The 21,522-nt window shown below is 71.0% G+C and carries 20 protein-coding genes and 2 tRNA genes; 16 read left to right on the top strand and 6 right to left on the bottom strand.

Features of this window, described 5'->3' with window-relative positions:
* From N3K63_RS11045 to N3K63_RS11065, 5 genes are all read left to right on the top strand, one after another.
* The gene (locus N3K63_RS11045; protein ID WP_261580233.1) at positions 1-822 is read left to right on the top strand and encodes an inositol monophosphatase family protein; all 822 of its coding nucleotides are present in this window, start codon (positions 1-3) and stop codon (positions 820-822) included.
* Between the two features lie 251 nt (positions 823-1,073).
* Complete coding sequence (locus tag N3K63_RS11050; protein ID WP_261580234.1) at positions 1,074-2,339, top strand: M23 family metallopeptidase; 1,266 nt, start codon at positions 1,074-1,076, stop codon at positions 2,337-2,339.
* A 65-nt stretch (positions 2,340-2,404) separates the two neighbouring features.
* Positions 2,405-2,476 (top strand) — tRNA-Thr (locus tag N3K63_RS11055).
* A 24-nt stretch (positions 2,477-2,500) separates the two neighbouring features.
* Positions 2,501-2,574: transfer RNA gene (locus N3K63_RS11060), tRNA-Met, on the top strand.
* A gap of 182 nt (positions 2,575-2,756) precedes the next feature.
* Complete coding sequence (locus N3K63_RS11065; RefSeq protein WP_261580235.1) at positions 2,757-2,996, top strand: hypothetical protein; 240 nt, start codon at positions 2,757-2,759, stop codon at positions 2,994-2,996.
* A 13-nt stretch (positions 2,997-3,009) separates the two neighbouring features.
* On the opposite strand, the gene N3K63_RS11070 is transcribed toward N3K63_RS11065, so the two are convergent.
* Positions 3,010-3,819 carry a DNA/RNA non-specific endonuclease gene (locus N3K63_RS11070; protein WP_261580236.1) on the bottom strand — a complete coding sequence of 270 codons (810 nt, stop codon included), beginning with the start codon at positions 3,817-3,819 and terminating at the stop codon, positions 3,010-3,012.
* A 158-nt stretch (positions 3,820-3,977) separates the two neighbouring features.
* Here N3K63_RS11070 and N3K63_RS11075 point away from each other — a divergent pair, with 158 nt between their 5' ends.
* From N3K63_RS11075 to N3K63_RS11105, 7 genes are all read left to right on the top strand, one after another.
* Positions 3,978-4,214, top strand: coding sequence for a hypothetical protein (locus N3K63_RS11075; protein ID WP_261580237.1), 237 nt, complete (start codon positions 3,978-3,980; stop codon positions 4,212-4,214).
* Positions 4,215-4,312: 98 nt separating this feature from the next.
* A complete protein-coding gene (locus N3K63_RS11080; protein ID WP_261580238.1) occupies positions 4,313-6,040 on the top strand; it encodes an ABC transporter ATP-binding protein in 1,728 nt (575 codons plus the stop codon).
* Positions 6,037-8,172, top strand: coding sequence for an ABC transporter ATP-binding protein (locus N3K63_RS11085; protein WP_261580239.1), 2,136 nt, complete (start codon positions 6,037-6,039; stop codon positions 8,170-8,172). Before N3K63_RS11080 ends, N3K63_RS11085 begins: the two co-directional genes overlap by 4 nt.
* Positions 8,169-8,972 carry a sulfite exporter TauE/SafE family protein gene (locus N3K63_RS11090; RefSeq protein WP_261580240.1) on the top strand — a complete coding sequence of 268 codons (804 nt, stop codon included), beginning with the start codon at positions 8,169-8,171 and terminating at the stop codon, positions 8,970-8,972. The genes N3K63_RS11085 and N3K63_RS11090 overlap by 4 nt, the downstream gene beginning before the upstream one ends.
* A gap of 60 nt (positions 8,973-9,032) precedes the next feature.
* Positions 9,033-9,479: a MaoC family dehydratase N-terminal domain-containing protein gene (locus N3K63_RS11095; protein ID WP_261580241.1), complete on the top strand. Its 447-nt coding sequence runs from the start codon at positions 9,033-9,035 to the stop codon at positions 9,477-9,479.
* Positions 9,476-9,877 carry a MaoC/PaaZ C-terminal domain-containing protein gene (locus N3K63_RS11100; RefSeq protein WP_261580242.1) on the top strand — a complete coding sequence of 134 codons (402 nt, stop codon included), beginning with the start codon at positions 9,476-9,478 and terminating at the stop codon, positions 9,875-9,877. The genes N3K63_RS11095 and N3K63_RS11100 overlap by 4 nt, the downstream gene beginning before the upstream one ends.
* A gap of 4 nt (positions 9,878-9,881) precedes the next feature.
* Positions 9,882-11,018: a UDP-N-acetylmuramate dehydrogenase gene (locus N3K63_RS11105; RefSeq protein ID WP_261580243.1), complete on the top strand. Its 1,137-nt coding sequence runs from the start codon at positions 9,882-9,884 to the stop codon at positions 11,016-11,018.
* Between the two features lie 63 nt (positions 11,019-11,081).
* On the opposite strand, the gene N3K63_RS11110 is transcribed toward N3K63_RS11105, so the two are convergent.
* Positions 11,082-12,281, bottom strand: coding sequence for a pyridoxal phosphate-dependent aminotransferase (locus N3K63_RS11110; protein WP_261580244.1), 1,200 nt, complete (start codon positions 12,279-12,281; stop codon positions 11,082-11,084).
* A 123-nt stretch (positions 12,282-12,404) separates the two neighbouring features.
* Here N3K63_RS11110 and N3K63_RS11115 point away from each other — a divergent pair, with 123 nt between their 5' ends.
* Positions 12,405-13,277: an ABC transporter ATP-binding protein gene (locus tag N3K63_RS11115; RefSeq protein WP_261580245.1), complete on the top strand. Its 873-nt coding sequence runs from the start codon at positions 12,405-12,407 to the stop codon at positions 13,275-13,277.
* A complete protein-coding gene (locus tag N3K63_RS11120; protein ID WP_261580246.1) occupies positions 13,274-14,083 on the top strand; it encodes an ABC transporter permease in 810 nt (269 codons plus the stop codon). The genes N3K63_RS11115 and N3K63_RS11120 overlap by 4 nt, the downstream gene beginning before the upstream one ends.
* 48 nt (positions 14,084-14,131) lie before the next feature.
* Here the strand turns inward: N3K63_RS11120 and N3K63_RS11125 are convergent, their stop codons facing one another.
* From N3K63_RS11125 to aceA, 4 genes are all read right to left on the bottom strand, one after another.
* The gene (locus N3K63_RS11125; RefSeq protein ID WP_261580247.1) at positions 14,132-14,467 is read right to left on the bottom strand and encodes a YciI family protein; all 336 of its coding nucleotides are present in this window, start codon (positions 14,465-14,467) and stop codon (positions 14,132-14,134) included.
* Positions 14,468-14,571: 104 nt separating this feature from the next.
* Positions 14,572-15,867 (bottom strand): lipase family protein, encoded by a 1,296-nt coding sequence (locus N3K63_RS11130; RefSeq protein ID WP_261580248.1) that lies wholly within the window; start codon positions 15,865-15,867, stop codon positions 14,572-14,574.
* A 245-nt stretch (positions 15,868-16,112) separates the two neighbouring features.
* Positions 16,113-17,780: a malate synthase A gene (gene aceB, locus N3K63_RS11135; protein ID WP_390895172.1), complete on the bottom strand. Its 1,668-nt coding sequence runs from the start codon at positions 17,778-17,780 to the stop codon at positions 16,113-16,115.
* Between the two features lie 110 nt (positions 17,781-17,890).
* The gene (gene aceA, locus N3K63_RS11140; RefSeq protein ID WP_261580249.1) at positions 17,891-19,201 is read right to left on the bottom strand and encodes an isocitrate lyase; all 1,311 of its coding nucleotides are present in this window, start codon (positions 19,199-19,201) and stop codon (positions 17,891-17,893) included.
* 139 nt (positions 19,202-19,340) lie between these two features.
* On the opposite strand from aceA, the gene N3K63_RS11145 reads away from it, so the two are divergent.
* Both N3K63_RS11145 and N3K63_RS11150 read left to right on the top strand, forming a co-directional pair.
* Entirely contained in the window at positions 19,341-20,819 is a 1,479-nt protein-coding gene (locus tag N3K63_RS11145; protein ID WP_261580250.1) for a helix-turn-helix transcriptional regulator, read from the top strand.
* Between the two features lie 93 nt (positions 20,820-20,912).
* A complete protein-coding gene (locus N3K63_RS11150) occupies positions 20,913-21,509 on the top strand; it encodes a TetR/AcrR family transcriptional regulator (RefSeq protein ID WP_261580251.1) in 597 nt (198 codons plus the stop codon).
* Positions 21,510-21,522: the final 13 nt, after the last annotated feature.

Consider the following 21,522-nt stretch of genomic DNA (forward strand, 5'->3'; position numbering starts at 1 on the left):
ATGGTGGATGCCGTGAACGCAGACCTTCCCGCACCCGACGAGCTGCTCGCGCTCGCCGTCGAGATCGCCGAAGAGGCGGGTGCGCTGGCCCGCCGGCGACGCACCGAGGGGGTGGCGATCGCGGCGACCAAGACGGCGCTGGCCGACATCGTCACCGAGGCCGATCGCGAGGTCGAAGACCTCGTGCGGGCGCGACTGGCGCAGGCGCGCCCCGGCGACGGGTTCCTGGGGGAGGAGTCGGGCGCCGAGACCGGCACGAGCGGCATCACCTGGGTCGTCGACCCGATCGACGGCACCGTCAACTACGCCTACGGCATCCCGCAGTACGCCGTCTCGATCGCCGCGGTCACCGGCGAACCCACGCCCGAGACGTGGGAGGCGCTCGTCGGCGTCGTGCACAACCCCGCCGTCGTCGAGACCTTCCTCGCCCTGCGCGGCGGCGGCGCCTGGCTCGCCGGTCGCCGCCTGGCCGTGTCGCAGAGCGGGGATGCCGGTGCGCTGCTGGCGACCGGGTTCGGCTACGACCCCGCCACCCACGCCGGCGACCTGGCGCGCCTGGCCGAGGTGATGCCGCTGGCCCGCGACATCCGCCGCGCCGGCGCGGCATCGCTCGATCTCGCCTTCGTCGCCGCCGGGCGCCTCGACGGCTACTTCGAGCGGGGGCTCAACCCCTGGGATCACGCGGCCGGAGCGCTGCTGGTCACCGAAGCCGGCGGCGTCGTCAGCGGCCTCCCCGGCGGCCGTCCGGGCCGCGACATGACCATCGCCGCGGGCGCCGAACTCCACGATCGGATCGCCGAGACGGTATATCGGCCGCGTTGATGACACTTTCAGGTCGATCCGGGTAATGTGTTTACCCGATCGTTACTTTCGCCGCCCGAACGGCGGATGACGATCATCCCCCCGAAGTAACAGCCCCCCGAAGTAACAGCGCTGTGCAGTGCGACCGCACTCCTGCGCGCCCGACCCGAGAGCTCCACCGCTTGTCCCACGAAGCATCCCCGGCCGACGTCGCGCTCACGCGACGCTCCAGCCGTCCCGCCGCGCCTGCCGCGGCGACGGGCGCGCCCGGGATGACGCGTGCGCAGTGGCGCCTGCTGCAGGCTTCCGCCGCGGCCGGTGCAGCCGAGACCGAGGTCGTCGCATCCGCTCCGGCCGCAGCCCCGCAGCCGACCGTGATCGAGTTCGTCGACGAGCAGGCCGCCGAAGAGGCGATCGAGCCGTCGCACCAGGCATCCATCGCCGAGGCCATCCTCGCCGAGGCGGCCATCATCGCCGAGGCCACCGTTATCGCCGGCCCGCCCGCCGCGGCCCGCCGCCGCGACCGTCGCACCGCGGCGCCGGTCGTCTCGGTGACGGGTGAGGGTGTCGCCACTGCGGATGCCGGTGCCGTCGGCATCCCGGCCACGTTCGCCGCCGCGCCTTCGGCCTCCTCTGGCCACGACGACGAGTTCGAGCGCGTCGCCCGCCTCTTCTCCTTCACCGGTCAGACGCCGGTGCAGACCCCCGCCTCGCGGGCCAGCGAAGCCGTCTTCGCCGAGCCCCGCCCCGCCGCCGCACCCGCGCCGGCCGCATCGCGCCGCCGCATCAGCCGCCGCGACCTGACCGCGCGCATCGCCGCCGGCTCGTTCTCGATCGGTGCGATGGCCATCGTCGGACTGCTCGCGATCGGCACCACGTCGCCCGCGATCGCCGCCGCGGTGTCGTCCGACGCGACCTCCGACATCTCGCTGGCCGCCACCACCGCGACCGCGTCGACGACCAAGCAGACCAAGGACATCCAGGCCTTCGTCTCGGCGCCGGGCACCGACGTGACCATCGAGCGCTCCGACACCTACGACGTCGCCTCGATGGCCGATGTCGCCGCCGACTCGGGCGTGACGATCTTCGCCGGCACGTGGGTCAACGACCCCACCGCCGAGGTGCAGTGGCCGTTCCCCGTCGGCGTGCCGATCTCGGCCGCGTACGGCTCGCAGAGCTACCTGTCGAAGTTCTCCTCGCCCCACCGCGGCGTCGACCTGACTCCCGGCCTGGGTGCCGAGGTGCACGCGATCGCCGCGGGCACCGTGCGTCTGGCCACCGAGGCCGGCGGCGACTACGGCGTGACCGTGATCATCGACCACGTCATCGATGGGCAGATGGTCTCGAGCCGCTACGCGCACATGCTGCGCGGCTCGCTCGACGTGAAGCAGGGCGACACCGTCACGGCGGGACAGGTGCTCGGCAAGGTCGGCCAGACCGGCAAGGCCACCGGACCGCACCTGCACCTCGAGGTGCTGCTCGGCGGCACCGCGAACACCGACCCGATGGCCTGGCTCGAGGAGCACACCTCGAGGTAGGCGCCGGTTCGGAGAGGGGCCGGGAACCTGGTATCCTCTTCTAGTTGCCCGCATGCGGGCAGCACGCCCCGATAGCTCAGTGGCAGAGCACTTCCATGGTAAGGAAGGGGTCGTCAGTTCAATCCTGACTCGGGGCTCGCAAGCACCATTCGGTGTCTCGCGGCAGGGTAGCTCAGTTGGTGAGAGCGCACGACTCATAATCGTGAGGTCGCGGGTTCAAGCCCCGCTCCTGCTACAGATCAAATCCTCGGCATCGCCGGGGATTTTTTCGTTTCCTGGGTGGGTCTGTTGCCGGGTGTCCGGCGCGGGCTGCCCGTCCCTGGATCACATCGTCGCGGGGCGCGCAAGGCACTGCGGAACGCGGGGACCGCGTGGTGGACTGTCGTTCCATCGTCCCCACGACCCTCGGAGCACGCCATGACCGATCCGTTCCCCGGCGCCCCCTCTCCCGCGCCCGGCGCCCCGACGCCCCCGGCTCAGACCCCGCCCGGCGAGATCCCGCCCGGGCCCGACCCGGCCGTCCCCGACGAGACCCCGCCGGGCCCTGCCGTGCCGTCGACACCCGGCGAGCCGATGCCCGCCCACCCCGAAGAGCCGCTGGCTCCCACCCCCGAAGAGCCGCTCGCCCCGAGCCCCGACTTCTCCGCCCCGGCCTGACCCGGACAGCCGGTCACCAGCGCACGCTCTGCAAGGGCCGCAGCAGCGGCGGGATGCCGACGGCACCGGCATCCGTCGGCGCCTCCCAGCCCGCATAGGCCGAGAAGTCGACCCCCGTCGCCGCGGTCAGCCGCGCCAACGGGTAGCGGTAGGTGCGCCAGCGCTCGTCGGGGAAGGCCCCGGGGCCGAGGTCGTCGAGCGACTGGCGCAGCAAAAAGGCCTGGGCGCGCGGGCGCCCCGACAGGCTGTAGACGAACATCTTCCAGAACGCGGTCGGGATCGCGGCGCCCCGGTAGGCGGGGTCGGCGTCGGTGAACAGCGGACCGCCGAACACGCTGATGCGCTGACGGTCGAGCGTCGCCAGAGCCAGCAGATCGTCTTCGAGCCTGCCCCACAGCCCGCCGCGTGACGCCTGATTGAAGTCGTTCATCTGCGGGGTGATGTTGGTGAAGAAGAACGAGTCGCGGTTGGCCTGCGCGGCCGCCTCGCCCCACAGCAGATCGGCGCGACGGGCGACGTGCCCGCGGTCGAGGTCGTTGCGGGCGTAGAGCTCGTCGCCCCACTGCCCGTCGGCCGGCACCCGCGGATCGAGGCGGAACGGGATGCCCGCGCGCGAGATCGTGTCGCCCGAGACGATCGTCGGGCCGTCGATGTTCCACGCCACCACCCGGGCCATCCGCCGCTCCCGGCTGAGGGCCAGCGAGAAGTGGGCGTAGTCGAGCCAGGGGGTGCCGTCGATGCGGCGCGTGTCGTCGTCGGCGGCGCCGGTGAAGCCCGGCAACGGCGTGGTCTCGGAGAGGAAGGTCGCGTCGAATCCGGTCATACCGGCACGCTACGGGGCGTCGCCGACACGGGCGGGTGCGGCGCCGTGCGTCGCGGATGCTTGCCCCCGTGGCATCCGCTCTGGTATCTCTGGTTCATTGAGGCGGGGGCCTCGACGCGGGATGTGGGATCCCGCACGATCGATCTCTGGGGTTGTCGATGAGTACGCTCACGCTCGTTCCTGCTGTGTACCGCTGTCCCGACCACGACAATGTCGAGGTCATCACCGCCCGCGTGCTCGAGCGCGTCGGCCGCGAGGCGCTGGTGCGCGCCGACGTGGGCCGCGCCCCGTTCCGCGTGAGCGTCACCTGCCCCGGGCGCCGGGGAGATGACAGCACCGCGCACACCCGCGTGTGCGAGGGCACGTGGGAGAGCGCGCTGCAGCACGCCTCCTGACAGGGGCGCCGGCCTCGGCGCGGGCGGCCCGCTGACGATGTCGGCGGCGGCGGATACGATGAACCGTTCCCTCTGAGCGGTGTGATCGGAGATGCCCCATGCTCGGAAAGCTCCTCGTTCGCTATCTCAAGCCCCATCTCGGGCTGCTGATCGGCGTGCTGGTCTTCCAATTCGCCTCAGCGATGGCCTCGCTGTACCTTCCGCGACTGAACGCCGAGATCATCGACAAGGGCGTCGCCACCGGCGACACCGCGTTCATCTGGTCGCAGGGCGTGACGATGCTCGCCATCGCGTTCGGCCAGATCGTCGCGTCGATCATCGCCACCTACTTCGCCGCGAAGGCGGCGATGGGCATGGGCCGTGACATCCGCCGCGACGTCTACGGCAAGGTCAGCGGGTTCTCCGAGCGCGAGGTGTCGCGATTCGGCCCTGGCACGCTCATCACCCGCAACACCAACGACGTGCAGCAGGTGCAGATGCTCGCGATGATGGGCGCGACCATGCTCGTCACCGCACCGCTGCTGGCCATCGGCGGCGTGATCATGGCCGTCCAGCAAGACGTCGGGCTCAGCTGGCTCATCGCCGTGTCGGTGCCCGCGCTGCTGGTGGTCGCCGTGATCATCGTGGCGCGCATGGTGCCGCTGTTCCGCAGCTACCAGACCAAGCTCGACAACGTGAACCGCATCATGCGCGAGCAGCTCACCGGCGTGCGCGTCGTGCGCGCCTTCGTGCGCGAGCGCATCGAAGAGGGCCGCTTCCGCGTCGCCAACACCGACATCATGGTCGTCGGCCGCAAGGTGGGCTCGCTGTTCGTGCTCATGTTCCCGCTCGCGATGCTGGTGCTCAACGTCACCGTCGTGGGCGTCATCTGGTTCGGCGGCATCCAGGTCGATGCCGGCAATGTCGAGATCGGCACGCTGTTCGCCTTCATGCAGTACGTCGGCCAGATCCTCATGGGTGTGCTCATGGCCACCTTCATGACGATCATGATCCCGCGGGCCGCGGTGTCGGCCGACCGCATCGGCGAGGTGCTCGACTCCGACGACGCCCTCGAGCGCCCCGCGCAGCCGATCACCACGTTCCCCGCCCCCGGCACCGTCGAGTTCGACGACGTGAGCTTCACCTACCCGGGCGCCGACGCGCCGGTGCTGCAGGGCATCACGTTCACCGCGGCCCCCGGCGAGACCGTCGCCGTGGTGGGCTCGACCGGTTCGGGCAAGACGACGCTCGTCTCGCTCATCCCGCGCCTGTTCGACGTCACCGGCGGCGCCGTGCGCGTCGCGGGCGTCGACGTGCGCCAGGCCGACCTCGACGGGCTCTGGCAGGGCATCGGATTCGTGCCGCAGAAGGCGTTCCTGTTCACCGGCACCGTGGCCTCGAACCTGCGGTTCGGGCGAGAGGATGCCACCGACGACGAGCTCTGGCACGCCCTGGCCATCGCGCAGGGGCGCGACTTCGTCAGCGAGATGGAGGGCGGGCTCGGCGGCCGCATCGCCCAGGGCGGCACCAACGTGTCGGGCGGGCAGCGCCAGCGCCTGTCGATCGCGCGGGCCATCGTGCGCCGGCCCGACATCCTCGTGTTCGACGACTCGTTCTCGGCGCTCGACCTCACCACCGACGCGCGACTGCGTCAGGCGCTGTGGCGGGAGCTTCCCGCGGTGACGAAGATCGTCGTCGCCCAGCGCATCTCCACCGTCACCGAAGCCGACCGGATCGTCGTGCTCGACGACGGCCGCATGGTCGGGCTCGGCACGCACGCCGAACTGCTCGCCACGAATGAGACGTATCGCGAGATCGTCGAGTCGCAGCTGGGAGTCGACGCATGAGCACCCTCAACACCACCGAAGAGCTGACCGAAGAGGAGCGGCTCGAACTCGAGCTCGCCGAGCAGGCGCGGCAGAACTCGGGCGACTGGGACAGCGTCGCCCCCGGCAAGGCCGCCAACTTCGGCCCCAGCTTCCGCCGCATGATCGGTCTGCTGCGGCCCCACGCCGTCGCGTTCGGGTTCGTCTCGCTGCTGGGCGCGATCGGCGTCGTGCTCGCCGTCATCGCCCCCAAGGTGCTCGGCGAGGCCACGAACATCATCTTCGAGGGCGTCGTCTCCGCCTCCCTCGGCGACACCTTCCCCGCCGGCACCTCGCAGGCCGACGTGGTCGCGGCGCTGCAGGCCGCGGGCCAGACCGACATCGCCAACATGGTCTCGGCGATGCCGAACTTCCAGGTCGGCGCCGGCGTCGACTTCGAGCGGCTGCGCTGGGTCGTGGTCGCCGTTCTCGCGATCTACGTGGTCTCGGCCGTGCTCACCTGGCTGCAGGGCTACGTCATCAACATCATCATGGTGCGCACGATGTGGCGCCTGCGCGAAGACGTCGAGTCGAAGATCAACCGCCTGCCGCTGGCCTACTTCGACCGCGTGCAGCGCGGTGAGCTCATCTCCCGCGTCACCAACGACATCGACAACATCACCCAGACGATGCAGCAGTCGCTGTCCACGGCGCTGACCAACGTGCTCACCGTCGTCGGCGTGCTCATCATGATGTTCTCGATCTCGTGGCAGCTCGCGATCGTCGCCCTCGTGGCGCTGCCGCTGATGGGTGTCATCTTCGGCATCATCGGGCCGCGGTCGCAGAAGGCGTTCCAGATCCAGTGGCGCAAGGTCGGGCGCCTCAACGCCCGCGTCGAGGAGTCGTTCTCCGGTCACGCGCTCGTGCGCGTCTACGGTCGCGAGCGCGACATGGCCGACAAGTTCGCCGTCGAGAACGACGAACTCTACGACGCCGCGTTCAAGGCCCAGTTCCTGTCGGGCATGATCATGCCGGGCATGATGTTCATCGGAAACCTCACCTACGTCGGCATCGCCGTGCTGGGCGGGCTCATGGTCGCCTCCGGCCAGCTGCGCCTTGGCGATGTGCAGGCCTTCATCCAGTACTCGCAGCAGTTCACCCAGCCCCTCAGTGAGCTGGGCGGCATGGCCGCGGTCGTGCAGTCGGGCACCGCCTCGGCCGAGCGGGTGTTCGAGCTTCTCGACGAAGACGAGCAAGACCCGGATGCCGGTGACGCACCCGCGATCGCCGGCGGCTCGGGCGTCATCGAGTTCGAGCACGTGCGCTTCGCCTACACCCCCGACCGACCGCTCATCTCCGACCTGTCGTTCCGGGTCGAGCCCGGTCAGACGGTGGCCATCGTCGGCCCGACCGGCGCGGGCAAGACCACGCTGGTCAACCTGCTCATGCGGTTCTACGAACTCGACGGCGGTCGCATCCTGCTCGACGGGCAAGACATCGCCGAGCTCACCCGCGACGACGTGCGTGCGCGCACCGGCATGGTGCTGCAGGATCCGTGGCTGTTCGCCGGGTCGATCCGCGAGAACATCCGCTACGGCCGCGAGTCGGCCACCGACGACGAGATCGTCGCCGCCGCCGTCGCCACCCGCGTCGACCGGTTCGTGCACTCGCTGCCCGAGGGCTACGACACCGTCCTCGACGAAGAGGCCTCCAACGTCTCGGCCGGTGAGAAGCAGCTGATCACCATCGCCCGCGCGTTCGTCGCGCAGCCGAGCGTGCTCATCCTCGACGAGGCGACGAGCTCCGTCGACACCCGCACCGAGCTGCTGCTGCAGCACGCCATGTCGGCGCTGCGCGAAGGCCGCACCTCGTTCGTCATCGCGCACCGCCTGTCCACCATCCGCGACGCCGACCTCATCCTGGTGATGGAGCACGGCGACATCGTCGAGAAGGGCACCCACGACGAGCTGATCGCGGCGGAGGGCGCCTACTGGCGCCTCTACCGCTCGCAGTTCGAGCAGGCCGCCACCGACGGTGCGGCTGCGGTCGACGGCGCGGTGCCTGTCGACGGTGCGGAAGAGACCGACACGACGGATGCCGCGGCCAACGCGGCGCCGGCCGATGCGGCATCCGTGCGTTCTGCTGACGCGGACGCGTCGGAGTCGACCCGGTGAGCGGCGCGACACAGCGCGCCGCGCGCACGCCCCGGTTCATCCTGTCGTGCGTGGGCATCGGCCTCGCGGCGGGTCTGCTGTCGGGCCTGTTCGGCGTCGGCGGCGGCACGGTCATCGTGCCGCTGCTGGTGCTGCTGCTCGCCTTCGACCAGCGTCTGGCCGCCGGCACGTCGCTGGCCGCGATCGTGCCCACCGCCGCCGTCGGCGTGATCTCCTACGCCGTGCACGGGTCGGTCGCCTGGATCCCCGCCGTCATCCTCGCCGTCGGCGCGGTGATCGGCGCCCAGATCGGCACCTGGCTGCTGGCCAAGCTGCCGCAGAGCCTGCTGCGCTGGGGTTTCGTCGGGTTCCTCGTCATCGTCATCGTGATGCTGTTCGTGGTCGTCCCCGAGCGCGGCGAGGGCATCCCCCTCACCTGGTGGTCGGGCGCGGGGCTGCTGGTGCTCGGCCTGTTCACCGGTGTGATGGCGGGCCTGCTCGGCGTCGGCGGCGGCGTGATCGTGGTGCCCGCCCTGATGATCCTGTTCGGGTCGGACGACCTCATCGCCAAGGGCACCTCGCTGCTCATGATGATCCCCACCGCCATCTCGGGCACCATCGGCAACCTGCGCCGCGGCAACGTCGACCTGCTGGCCGCCGCGTGCATCGGCGTCGCCGCGTGCACCACCACCGCCGTCGGCGCGTGGATCGCGACGCTGCTCACCCCGCTGGTGGCCAACATCCTGTTCGCCGCGTTCATGACCTTCATCGCCGTGCAGATGTCGGTGAAGGCCATCCGCCAGCGCCGCAAGGAGTCCTGAGCGCCGACCCGTGCCGGCCGGCCCGGCGGCACGGGCCGACCCCCTCGGTAGGATGGAGGGGTGTCCGTGAACCCCGAGCTGGTCGGCCGAGAGTTTCCGCCGACCGCCCCCTACCTCGTCGGGCGTGAGAAGGTGCGCGAGTTCGCGCGCGCCGTGCTCGCGACCGATCCGCAGCACACCGACCCGGCGGCCGCGCAGGCCCTCGGCTACGCCGACGTGGTGGCCCCGCCCACCTTCGCGATGGTCGTGCAAGACCTCACGCTGCAGCAGCTGCTCGCCGAGCCCGACTCCGGCATCGCGCTGGAGCGCACCGTGCACGCCGAGCAGCGGTTCCGCTACTCGCGGCCCATCGTCGCGGGGGATGAGCTGGTCGCGCAGCTGCGCGTCACCGGCATCCGCCCGTTCGGGAAGGGCGCCATGGTCACCAGCGAGGCCGAGGTGGCAGACGCCGCCGGCGCGCACGTCGTCACCGCCACGTCGGTGCTGCTGATCGGAGGCGAGGAATGACCGCGATCGAGATCGGCACCGTCGTCGCCGAACGCACCGTGCACCTCACCCGCGAATCGCTCGTGCGCTACGCCGGCGCCTCGGGCGACTTCAACCCCATCCACTACCGCGACGACGTCGCCACCCGCGTCGGGCTGCCCGGGGTGCTCGCCCACGGCATGCTGACCATGGGCCTGGCCGTCGAGACGATCGTCGAGTGGCTCGGCGATGCGGGCCGCATCCTCGAGTACGGCGTGCGGTTCACTCGCCCCGTGGTCGTCGACGCCGAGGCCGGTGCCGACGTCACCGTGGTCGCCAAGGTCGGCGCCGCCGACGACGAGACGCTGCGCATCGACCTCACCGTCAGCAGCGGCGAGACCACCGTTCTCGGAAAGGCGCAGGTGCGCGTCCGCGCCTGACCGCATGCCCGAGATCGCCCCCGTCCCGCTGTCGCGGCTGACCACCCTGCGCGCCGGTGGTGCGCCCACCCGACTCGTCGAAGCCCGCACCACCGCCGAGCTCGTCGACACGCTGCGTGAGCTGTGGGCCACCGGCGAGCCGTGGCTCGTGGTCGGCGGCGGCTCCAACCTGCTCGTCGGCGACGAGCCGTTCGACGGCACCGTCGTGCTCGTGCGCACCGAGGGCATCGAGCAGCTGCCCTCACCGCACGAGGGGCGCACCCGCCTGCGGGTGCAGGCCGGCCACAACTGGGACGCGCTGGTCGAATACGCCGTGACCGCGGGACTGTCGGGCATCGTCGCGATGTCGGGCATCCCCGGCACCGTGGGCGCGGCGCCCGTGCAGAACGTCGGCGCCTACGGGCAGGAGATCGTGCAGACCCTCGTCGAGGTCGACTTCCTCGACGAAGACACCGGCGAGGTGTCCACCGTGCCCGCCGCCGACCTGGGCCTGGGCTTTCGCACCTCGGTGCTGAAGAACCACTACGGGTCGGTCGCCGAGCGCCGCGGCGTGATCTTGTCGGTCACCCTCGACCTGCGGGTCGTGGGACACGGCGAGTACCTCCTGCAGAGCGCGCAGCTGCGCACCGCCCTCGGCGTCGAGGCCGGTCAGCCCGTCACCCTGCGCTGGGTGCGCGAGACGGTGCTGGCCACCCGTGCCCGCAAGGGCATGGTGCTCGACGACGCCGACCCCGACACCCACAGCGCCGGATCGTTCTTCCAGAACGCGGTGGTGTCGGCATCCTTCGCGCGCACGCTGCCCGAGGCCTGCCCCCGCTGGCCCGTCGCGCCCGACCTCGACCCGGTCACGGTGATCCCGCTCGACCGGTACGACGGGGTCGTGCCGCCGCCCGCGCAGGGATCGCCCGACGTCAAGGTCAGCGCCGCGTGGCTGATCGAGCACTCCGGACTGCGCAAGGGGTTCGCGCTGCCGCGCTCGCGCGCCGCACTGTCGACCAAGCACGCCCTCGCCCTCACCAACCGCGGCGACGCGACGGCCGCCGAGCTCGCCGAGCTGGCCCGCTTCATCCAGGGCCGCGTGCAGTCGGAGTTCGGCCTGATCCTGCAGCCCGAGCCCGTCCTCGTCAACGTCGAGCTCTGACCCGCTCCGGCGCGCGCCGGCGCCGCGCGGCGCGCGTGCGCCGGGCGGCCCGGGAGCCCCGGGTCAGGAGAAGAGGCGCTGGATGCGCTGCACGCCCTCGAGCAGGGCGTCGTCGCCGAGCGCGTACGACAGGCGCAGGTATCCCGAGGGGCCGAAGGCCTCGCCGGGAACGACCGCGACCTCGGCCTCGTCGAGGATCAGGTCGGCCAGCTCGAGCGACGTGTTCACGGTCTTGCCGTGCCACTCGCGGCCGAGAAGCCCGCGCACGTCGGGGTACGCGTAGAACGCGCCGAGCGGGTTGGGCACGGTCACGCCCGGGATCTTCGACAGCTCGGCGACGATCAGGCGGCGGCGGCGGTCGAACGCTGCGCGCATCTGCTCGACCTCGGTCTGCGGCCCGGTGAGGGCGGCCAGCGCCGCGCGCTGGGCGACGTTGTTCACGTTCGAGCTGAGGTGCGACTGCAGGTTGCCGGCGAGCTTGATCGCGTCGGCGGGGCCGATCATCCAGCCCACCCGCCAGCCCGTCATCGCGTAGGTCTTGGCGACGCCGTTGACAAGGATCGTCTGCTCGGCGAGGGCGGGGACGGCCTCGACGATCGAGACCGCACGGGCACCTTCGTAGACGAGGTTCTGGTAGATCTCGTCGCTGATCACCCAGATGCCGTGCTCGAGCGCCCACTCGCCGATGGCCTTGGTCTCCTCCAGCGTGTACACCGACCCGGTCGGGTTCGACGGAGAGACGAACACGAGCACCGTGGTCTTGTCGGTGCGGGCGGCCTCGAGCTGCTCGACGGTGACCTTGTACTCCTGCTCGGCTCCGGCGAACACCTCGACGGGGATGCCGTCGGCCAGCGCGATCGCCTCGGGGTAGGTGGTCCAGTACGGCGCGGGCAGCAGCACCTCGTCACCGGGGTTCACCACCGCCTGGAACGCCTGGTACACGGCCTGCTTGCCGCCGTTGGTGACGATGATGCGGGACGCCGGCACCTCGAGGCCCGAGTCGCGCGAGGTCTTCGCGGCGATCGCCTCGCGCAGCACCGGCAGGCCGGCGGCGGGCGTGTAGCGGAAGTTCGCCGGGTCGTGCAGCGCCTCGGCCGCGGCATCCACGATGAACGACGGCGTCGCGAAGTCGGGCTCGCCGGCGGCGTACGAGACGACGGGGCGGCCGGCGGCCTGCAGGGCCTTGGCCTTGGCGTCGACCTTGAGCGTCGCCGACTCGGCGATGGCGGTGAGTTTGCGGGACAGAGGAGCGCGTTCGGTCACGCTTCGAGCGTAGTGGCCGCACCCGGCCCGCACAGCGTGATGACGTCATCACGCGACGGTCGGATGCCGTCAGTTCCCGGCGAACACTGGCCGGGAAGCCGCGGGGAAGGCACGCTGGTGCATATGGATGACAAAGCCGTGCAGGTCACCGACCTGCGCAAGACCTATGGCGACCGCACCGTCGTCGACGGCGTGAGCTTCGAGATCGCCCGGGGGGAGACGTTCGCGCTGCTGGGTCCGAACGGCGCCGGCAAGTCGACGACCGTCGAGATCCTCGAGGGGTACCGCCGGCGCAGCGGGGGAGAGGTGCGGGTGCTCGGCACCGACCCCGGTGCCGGCGGTCGCGCGTGGCGCGCCCGGCTGGGGGTCGTGCTGCAGTCGACCGGACAGTCGCAGGTCTACACGGTGCGCGAGCAGCTGACGCAGTTCGCGGCCTACTACCCGCGTCCGCGCGAGGTCGATCAGGTCATCGACGCGGTCGGACTCGGACCGCAGGCCGGCACCCGCATCGCCAAGCTCTCGGGCGGCCAGCAGCGGCGCGTCGACGTCGCCCTCGGCATCATCGGGCGCCCCGAACTGCTGTTCCTCGACGAGCCGACCACCGGGTTCGACCCGCAGGCGCGGCGCGAGTTCTGGCAGCTGATCCGCTCGCTGCAGGACGAGGGCACCACGATCGTGCTGACCACCCACTATCTCGACGAGGCGGCAGAGCTGGCCGACCGGCTCGGGGTGATCACGCGCGGCACCATGCGGGCGATCGGACCGGTCGCCGGCTTCGGCGGGCCCGACGCCCACACCCCGCGGGTGCGCTGGCGGGAGGACGGACGGCTGCGGGAGGAGAGCACCGACCGGCCGTGGGCGTTCACGCAGGCCCTCGCCGCCCGGCTCGGCGCCGAGCCCGACGAGCTCGAGATCCGGCGGCCCACCCTCGAAGAGGTGTACCTCGACATGGTCGACGAGGCCCCGGCGGCGTCGGTGGAAGCGGGGGCGCGATGAGCGTCGTCGCCCTCGGCGCGCACCGCGCCGGCTACGAGATCCGGGGCTACTTCCGCTCCGGCGACACGATCTTCTTCACGTTCCTGTTCCCCGTGTTCATGCTCGCGCTGTTCTCCACGATCTTCGGCGGCAGCGGCGACATCACCGGCGGCCCGGGCGTGCCCGCGCTGTCGGCGGCCGAGCTGTACCTGCCCGGCATGCTCGCCGCCGGGCTGCTGCTGTCGGGCTTCCAGAACCTCGCCGTCGACATCGCGATGGAACGCTCCGACGGCACCCTCAAGCGGCTCGGGGGCACGCCGCTGTCTCCGGTGAGCTACTTCGCGGGCAAGATCGGGCAGGTGCTGGTCACCGGCGCCTTCCAGGCCGCGATCCTGCTCATCGTGGCCGCCCTCGTCTTCCAGGTGCCGATGCCCGACACCCCCGAGGCCTGGGCGACGTTCGCGTGGGTGTTCGTGCTGGGGCTGATCGCCTCGGCGCTGCTGGGCATCGCCGTCTCGGCGCTGCCGCGCACCGGCAAGAGCGCCACCGCCGTGGTGGTGCCGATCGCACTGGTGCTGCAGTTCATCTCCGGCGTCTACATCTTCTTCTGGCAGCTGCCGGAGTGGCTGCAGAACGTCGCGGGCATCTTCCCGCTGGCGTGGATGGCGCGCGGGATGCGGGCCGCGTTCCTCCCCGACGAGTACGCCGTGCTCGAGCCCGGCGAGACGTGGGGCCTCGGCTGGGTGGCGCTCGTGCTCGTGGCGTGGCTCGTGGTCGGGCTCGTGCTCAGCCGCCTCACGTTCCGCTGGATCCGCCGCGACGCCTAGCCGGCCACCCGCCGGTGCGCGCACGGGGCGCGCACCGGCGGTGACTCGTCACAGGTCGAGAGGCCAGGCGGGGTGCAGCTGGATGACGCCGGCGCTGGCCATCGGATGCCGCGACGCGATCTCGATCGCCTCTTCCGGCGACGCGGCTTCCAGCACGTCGAAACCGCCGATCAGCTCGTACCCCTCGGCGAAGGGGCCGTCGCTGACGATCACCTCGCCGCGGCGGCGACGCACCGTCTTGGCCTCGGCGGCCGGGCGCAGCCGGTCGCCTTCGACCGCACGGCCCGCGCCGTAGGTCTCGTCGACCCACTGCTCGATCGTGATCGGCCCCTCCTCGGCATCCGAGAGTGCGGGGTCGGTGAGCACCAGCATCAGGTAGCGCATCGTCGTGTCCTTTCCGTATGCGAACGACGTTACGAGGAAGCGTCGATCGGCGGCCACCGGAATCGACATTCCGGCGACAAGGGACTTTCCGGCGGGGCCGAGTGTCAGGGCAGCAGCGGCAGGGCGGCGCAGTTGCCCGAGACCGGTCGGCTCTGCAGGCGGTCGACCAGCCACTGCTGGCTGAACACCCCGCGCGTGATCGCCGGGCCGAGGTGGTTCAACGCGGTGCCGCCGGTGCCCACGGGCTGCACGACGGGCACATAGGTGACGTTGACGCCCTGGGCGCACCAGTCCTTGGCGAGCTGCTTGGCCTGTGCGTGGGCGACGATGTCGTCTTTGGTGCCGGTGAGCACCTGCACGGGCACCGCGGGCTTCAGCCGCCCGATGCGCTGGGCGTCGACGGCCTCGCGCACGGCGGGGATGTCGTCGGCGAGCTGACGGAACGAGCGGCCCGTCGTGGTCCAACCGGAGGTGTGCGTGAACGCGGTGCCCGTGGTCAGCAGCGCGTCGCCGATGCAGGCGTTCGCCAGGCGCGCCAGCGTGTCGCGCCCCTGCGGGGTGAGCTCGGTCTCGAACACCGCGGCCAGGCCGGGTTCGTACTGTGCGATCGCGTTGAAGGCGAAGCCGACCACGCCGGTCAGCGAGCTGCCGTCCGCCGAGTTCATGACCTCGAGCAGGTCGGCCGGTGGCGCACCGGCGAACGCGCCGCGGATCGGCAGCTCGGGGGCGTAGCTCGGGGCGAGCTCGGCTGCGGCCGCCACGGCGCCGCCGCCCTGCGAATAGCCGTACAGCCCGATCGGCGAGGCATCGGTCACCGACGCCGGCTCCAGGCCGCGCGCGGCGCGGGCGGCGTCGAGCACCGCGTGGCCGGAGTCGAGGCGCACGACATAGGAGTGCACGCGGTCGGTCATGCCGAGCCCGATGTAGTCGGTGACGACGACGGCGATCCCGCGCGCGAGAAAGCTGTAGATGCTGGGGATCTCGTAGCCGATTGCGATGGCATCCGACGACACCACGATGCCCGACTGCAGCGTGCGCGACGGCGCGCACGCATCGCCCTGGCCCTGGGTGCCGGCGGCGAACGAGACCAGCGGGCGGTCGCCGGCGCCGGTCCAGCGCTTGGCGGGCTCGATGTAGACGCCGGTGGCGGCTGCGGCCCGGCCGTCGGCATCCGTCGTGCCGTACATGATCTGCGTGGCGGTGCCGGGGAGCGGGGTGACCGACCCGCCGAACGACACCGACGCCGCCAGGCGCATCGGCGCGGTCTTGATCAGGGCGCCGGGCGCCGCATCGAAGCTCGTTGGCGGGTCGTAGAACGATCCGGCCGCGTGGGCGGGGGCGGCCACCAGCAGGGAGAGGGAGAGTGCTCCGAGTACGGCCAGCGCGAGGGGGCGACGCATAAGTCCTCCATTGGGCTCATGTGGGTGGGTGGGAACACGCCGCACGTTAATGAGAGTTCACGTGCCGTCAGACGGATTGTGGGGATGTCGACAAGGCGCGGCGGCTCGGAGCGCTCCCACTTGTGGGGAACCGGGTGTCGTCATACGTGGCATCCGGTTTCATTGTTCGGCGCCGCCGTGTGCCGCGCCCAGATGCACGGATGCCCCCGATCCGGGGACCGGGGGCATCCGCAGGGTCGTCGAGGCTACGCCGACTCGACGAGGTACCGGCTGTAGGCGCCGAGGGTGAGGAACGTCGGGAAGTCCTCGCCCAGCGCCACCTCGCGGAACACCTCGGCGGCATCGTCGAAGCGGTCGCCGTCGTGGCGCTGCACCTCGTCGAGCACCTGGGCGATCAGGTCGTCGATGTACGCCCGGGTGATCGGCGTGCCCTCGGCGGTGGTGCGGTCCTGGTGGATCCACTGCCACACCTGCGAGCGGCTGATCTCGGCGGTCGCGGCGTCTTCCATGAGGTTGTCGATCGCCACCGCACCCAGCCCCCGCAGCCACGCCTCGATGTAGCGGATCGCCACCGACACGTTGCCGTGCACGCCCGCCGCGGTGATCGGGCTGCCGATGTGGCAGTCGATCAGCTGGTCGGCGCTCACGTGCACGTCCTCCCGCAGCCGGTCGACCTGGTTCGGCCGGTCGCCGAGCACGGCGTCGAACTCGGCGCGCGCCACCGGGATGAGGTCGGGGTGGGCCACCCACGTGCCGTCGAAGCCGTCGCCGGCCTCGCGCTTCTTGTCGGCGGCCACCTTCTCGAACGCCTGCGCGGTGACCTCGGGGTCGCGGCGGTTGGGGATGAAGGCGCTCATGCCCCCGATCGCGAACGCGCCCCGCTTGTGGCAGGTCTGCACGAGCAGCTCGGTGTAGGCGCGCATGAACGGCACCGTCATGGTGACCTGGCTGCGGTCGGGGAGCACGAAGCGCGCCCCGCGGCCGCGGTAGTTCTTGATCATCGAGAAGATGTAGTCCCAGCGGCCCGCGTTCAGGCCCGCGATGTGGTCGCGCAGCTCGAAGAGGATCTCCTCCATCTCGAAGGCGGCCGGCAGCGTCTCGATCAGCACGGTGGCGCGGATCGTGCCGTGCGCGATGCCGAGGCGCTCCTCGCTGAAGGTGAACACGTCGTCCCACAGCCCCGCCTCTTCTGCCGACTCGATCTTCGGCAGGTAGAAGTAGGGGCCGCGGCCGCCGTCGATGAGCGCCTGCGCGTTGTGGAAGAAGTAGAGGCCGTAGTCCACGAGCGAGCCGGATGCCGCGAGCGTGCGGCCGTGGCGGTCGGTGTAGCGCAGGTGCTCCTCGACCAGGTGCCAGCCGCGCGGACGCATCACGATGGTGGGGGTCTGCTCGGCGGTGACCGCGTACTCCTTGCCCTCGGGCGAGGTGAAGCTCAGCTGCCCGCGGATCGCGTCGAACAGCGACAGCTGGCCCTCGATCACGTTGCGCCAGGTCGGGCTCGTGGCATCCTCCTGGTCGGCCAGCCACACCTTCGCGCCCGAGTTGAGCGCGTTGATGGTCATCTTCGGGTCGGTCGGGCCGGTGATCTCGACGCGCCGGTCTTCGAGGCCGGGACCGGGCCCGGCGACACGCCAGCCGGCATCCTCGCGGATGTGCGCGGTGTCGGCGCGGAACTGCGGGTCGTGCCCGTTGCCGATCTCGAAGCGGCGGCGCATGCGCGCGGCCAGCCGATCGTGGCGGCGGCCGGCGAAGCGCGTGTGCAGCTCGGTGAGGAAGGCGAGAGCCTCGGGGGTGAGGATCTCGTCGTAGCGCTCGCGCAGCGGGCCGGTGACCTCGATGCGCGGCTCGACGGTGGGGATGGGGCCGGTGGTGGGGCGGATGGTGGGCGCGATGCCCATGGTCGAGAGGGACATGGTGATCACTTCCTGTCGTTTCCGGATGCCGAGTGTCCAAGACACGCGGTTGGCCGCGGTCGCGGACGGCGTGTCTTGGACACTCGGCGAAGGGGGTGGGGGTGTGGAGGTCAGTGGAACTGGGCGGTCTCGGTGGAGCCGGCCAGGGCCAGGGTCGCGCTGTCGGGGTTGAGCGCGGTGGACACGAAGTCGAAGTAGCCGGTGCCCGCCTCGCGCTGGTGCTTGGTGGCGGTGTAGCCGCGGGACTCCGCGGCGAACTCGGCTTCCTGCAGCTCGACGTAGGCGCTCATGGCGCGCTCGGCGTAGCCGCGGGCGAGGTCGAACATCGAGTAGTTGAGGGCGTGGAAGCCCGCCAGCGTGATGAACTGGAACTTGTAGCCCAGCGCGGCCAGCTCGGCCTGGAACGTCGCGATCTGCTGGTCGTCGAGGTGGCGCTTCCAGTTGAAGCTCGGCGAGCAGTTGTAGGCGAGCAGCTTGCCCGGGTACTGGGCGTGGATCGCCTCGGCGAACGCGCGCGCCAGCTCGATGTCGGGCTCGCCGGTCTCGACCCAGATGAGGTCGGCGTGGGGAGCGAAGGCCAGACCGCGGCTGATGACCGCGTCGAGGCCCGGGCGCACCCGGTAGAAGCCCTCGCTGGTGCGCTCGCCGGTGGTGAACTCCTGGTCGCGCGGGTCGACGTCGCTGGTGAGCAGGTCGGCGGCGAGGGCGTCGGTGCGGGCGATGATCACGGTGGGCACGCCCGCCACGTCGGCGGCCAGGCGCGCCGCGTTGAGCGTGCGGATGTGCTGCTGGGTGGGAACGAGCACCTTGCCGCCGAGGTGACCGCACTTCTTCTCGCTGGCCAGCTGGTCTTCCCAGTGGATGCCGGCGGCACCGGACTGGATGAGCGACTGCGCCAGCTCGTAGGCGTTCAGCGGTCCGCCGAAGCCCGCCTCGGCATCGGCGACGATGGGCGCGAGCCAGTCCTGGGTGAGGTGGCCCTCGGCGTGCTCGATCTGGTCTTGCCGGATGAGCGCGTTGTTGATGCGGCGCACGACGGCGGGCACCGAGTTGGCCGGGTAGAGGCTCTGGTCGGGGTAGGTCTGCCCGGCGAGGTTGCCGTCGGCGGCCACCTGCCAGCCCGAGAGATAGATCGCCTTGAGGCCGGCGCGCACCTGCTGCACGGCCTGGCCGCCGGTGTAGGCGCCCAGCGCCCGGATGTACTCCTCGGTGTGCAGCAGGTTCCACAGGTTCTCGGCGCCGCGGCGGGCGAGCGTGTTCTCTTCGCGCACCGAGCCCCGCAGCCGGATGACGTCTTCGGCGGTGAAGGTGCGCTCGACGCCGTCCCAGCGCGGGTCGGTGTCCCAGATCTCCTGCAGCTCGGCGGCGGTCTGAACCTGGTCGCCCGCTCGCAGCGGTGCGTTGCTGGCCTGGATGCTCATGTCGTCTCCTTCTCGGATGCCGGTGCGTCGTCGCCCGGCCGGGTCGTGGCATCCACTCTGTGAGAAGAATCACCGTCGAAACCGCCATTTGCGGGGAGAACTTTGACGGATCTTCTGCATTGGTGACAGACTCCCCGTCATGACGAACGTCGATGTTCTGCACGCCGCCCCGTCGGACGACGCCGAAGAGGCCGCCGACGCGCTCACGATCGGGCGGCGCATCCGCCAGCTGCGCACCGCCCGGGGGATGACCCTCGACGAGCTCGCGGCGGCGGTGGGCCGCGCCCCCAGCCAGCTGTCGATGATCGAGACCGGCAAGCGCGAGCCGCGCCTGAGCATGCTGCAGGCCATCGCCCGGGCGCTGGAGACGACGCTCGACGCGCTGCTGGAGGCGGACCCGCTCGACGAACGGGCGACGCTGGAGATCTCGCTGGAGCGGGCCATGAAGGGCGGCACCTTCCAGGCGCTGGGTATCGCCCCCTTCCGCATCGGCAAGACGGTGCCCGACGAGGCGCTGCGCGCGATGCTCGCCCTGCAGTCCGAGATCGAGCGGCTGCGCGACGAGCGCTCGGCCACCCCCGAAGAGGCCCGGCGCGCCAACGTCGAGCTGCGCGACCTCATGCGCCGGCAAGACAACCACTTCGCCGAACTCGAGCAGCGCGCCGCCGACATCCTCGCCGCCGTCGACCACCCCGGCGGTCCGGTGACCCAGCGCACCGCCAGTGATATCGCCGCCCACCTGGGCTTCTCGCTGCGCTATGTGCCCGACCTGCCGGCATCCACCCGCAGTGTCGCCGACCTCAAGAACGGGCGGCTCTACCTGTCGAGCACGGTGCCCGCGCGCGGCGACTCGCGCACCGCCGTGCTGCAGGCGCTCGGCAGCCTCATCCTCGGGCACACCGAGCCCCGCTCCTACGCCGAGTTCCTGCGGCAGCGCGTGGAGACGAACTACCTCACCGGCGCGATCCTCGTGCCCGAAGCCCACGCCGCGCCGTTCCTGCAGGATGCCAAGGCACGCCGTGCCATCTCGATCGAAGACCTGCGCGATGCCTACTCGGTCAGCTACGAGACGGCGGCCCACCGGTTCACGAACCTCGCCACGCGCCACCTCGACATCCCGGTGCACTTCCTGAAGGTGCACGAGTCGGGCACGATCACCAAGGCCTACGAGAACGACGACGTCAACTTCCCCGCCGACCGGCTGGGGTCGATCGAGGGGCAGCTGTGCTGCCGCCGCTGGACGAGCCGGGTGGTCTTCGACGAGCCCGACAAGTTCAACCCCTATTTCCAGTACACCGACACCGGCAACGGCACCTACTGGTGCACCGCGCGGGTGGAGCGTTCGAGCGAGGGTGCGCACTCGGTGAGCGTGGGTGTGCGCTTCGACGACACGAAGTGGTTCATCGGGCGCGAGACGACCAATCGCGGCGTCTCCCGCCACGCGGTGGAGGTGTGCTGCCGGCGTGCGCCGGCCGAGCTCGAGACGCAGTGGCGCAACCAGGCATGGCCCAACGTGCGCACGCCGCGCACCCTGCTGGCCACCCTTCCCACCGGATCGTTCCCCGGCGTCGACACGACCGACCTCTACGAGTTCCTCGAGGCGCACGCCCCGGCTTGAGCTGGCGGGGAGCCGCGACCACTTGGTCACGTTCCGGTAACGAAACGATACGCACCGTTTCGTAAGTGGGGCGGGACTGATTAGCGTCATGCCATGCCGGAGCCGCAGCGGATCACCAGAGGTCGCCCCCAGGACGAAGACCTGACGGGGCACATCCTCGCCGCGACGTTGGACGAGCTCATGGACCAGGGCTACGCGGCGCTGCGCATCGAGCGGGTCGCCGCCGCCGTCGGCTGCGGCAAGACCGCCATCTACCGGCGGTGGGCGACCAAGGGCGAACTCGTCGCCGCGGCCATGAACCACGGAACGACGATCGGCGCGATCCCCGACACCGGCTCGATCGCCGAAGACCTCGTCGCCCACGCCCGCCAGAACGCGAAGAACCAGGGTCAGCACGCGGGCAACCACAATCCGTACACCGCCATGGTCGCCCCCGAGGTCCACGAGATCCTCTGGGACGGCGGCTTCCTGGCGCAGCGGCGCGACATGGGGCGAACGCTCCTCGCGCGCGCCATCGAGCGTGAGGAGCTGCCCGGCGATACCGATGTCGACGCGATCCTCGACACGCTCGCGGGATTCGTCCTGTACCGAAACACGATTCGGCGTGAGCCGGTGTCGGAGCAGGACCTGCGCGAGCTCGCGCAGGCGCTGACCGCCGCCCCGCCGCGTCGTGGACCGTCCGCGCAATGACGCGCGCCCACTG

The sequence above is a fragment of the Microbacterium festucae genome (assembly GCF_025421715.1).
Classification (GTDB): domain Bacteria; phylum Actinomycetota; class Actinomycetes; order Actinomycetales; family Microbacteriaceae; genus Microbacterium; species Microbacterium festucae.

Coding starts and splice junctions, on each gene's coding strand:
- N3K63_RS11045 (WP_261580233.1), top strand. CDS start 1: ATGGTGGATGCCGTGAACGCAGACCTTCCCGCACCCGACGAGCTGCTC.
- N3K63_RS11050 (WP_261580234.1), top strand. CDS start 1,074: ATGACGCGTGCGCAGTGGCGCCTGCTGCAGGCTTCCGCCGCGGCCGGT.
- N3K63_RS11065 (WP_261580235.1), top strand. CDS start 2,757: ATGACCGATCCGTTCCCCGGCGCCCCCTCTCCCGCGCCCGGCGCCCCG.
- N3K63_RS11070 (WP_261580236.1), bottom strand. CDS start 3,819: ATGACCGGATTCGACGCGACCTTCCTCTCCGAGACCACGCCGTTGCCG.
- N3K63_RS11075 (WP_261580237.1), top strand. CDS start 3,978: ATGAGTACGCTCACGCTCGTTCCTGCTGTGTACCGCTGTCCCGACCAC.
- N3K63_RS11080 (WP_261580238.1), top strand. CDS start 4,313: ATGCTCGGAAAGCTCCTCGTTCGCTATCTCAAGCCCCATCTCGGGCTG.
- N3K63_RS11085 (WP_261580239.1), top strand. CDS start 6,037: ATGAGCACCCTCAACACCACCGAAGAGCTGACCGAAGAGGAGCGGCTC.
- N3K63_RS11100 (WP_261580242.1), top strand. CDS start 9,476: ATGACCGCGATCGAGATCGGCACCGTCGTCGCCGAACGCACCGTGCAC.
- N3K63_RS11105 (WP_261580243.1), top strand. CDS start 9,882: ATGCCCGAGATCGCCCCCGTCCCGCTGTCGCGGCTGACCACCCTGCGC.
- N3K63_RS11115 (WP_261580245.1), top strand. CDS start 12,405: ATGGATGACAAAGCCGTGCAGGTCACCGACCTGCGCAAGACCTATGGC.
- N3K63_RS11120 (WP_261580246.1), top strand. CDS start 13,274: ATGAGCGTCGTCGCCCTCGGCGCGCACCGCGCCGGCTACGAGATCCGG.
- N3K63_RS11125 (WP_261580247.1), bottom strand. CDS start 14,467: ATGCGCTACCTGATGCTGGTGCTCACCGACCCCGCACTCTCGGATGCC.
- N3K63_RS11130 (WP_261580248.1), bottom strand. CDS start 15,867: ATGCGTCGCCCCCTCGCGCTGGCCGTACTCGGAGCACTCTCCCTCTCC.
- aceB (WP_390895172.1), bottom strand. CDS start 17,780: ATGTCCCTCTCGACCATGGGCATCGCGCCCACCATCCGCCCCACCACC.
- aceA (WP_261580249.1), bottom strand. CDS start 19,201: ATGAGCATCCAGGCCAGCAACGCACCGCTGCGAGCGGGCGACCAGGTT.
- N3K63_RS11145 (WP_261580250.1), top strand. CDS start 19,341: ATGACGAACGTCGATGTTCTGCACGCCGCCCCGTCGGACGACGCCGAA.
- N3K63_RS11150 (WP_261580251.1), top strand. CDS start 20,913: ATGCCGGAGCCGCAGCGGATCACCAGAGGTCGCCCCCAGGACGAAGAC.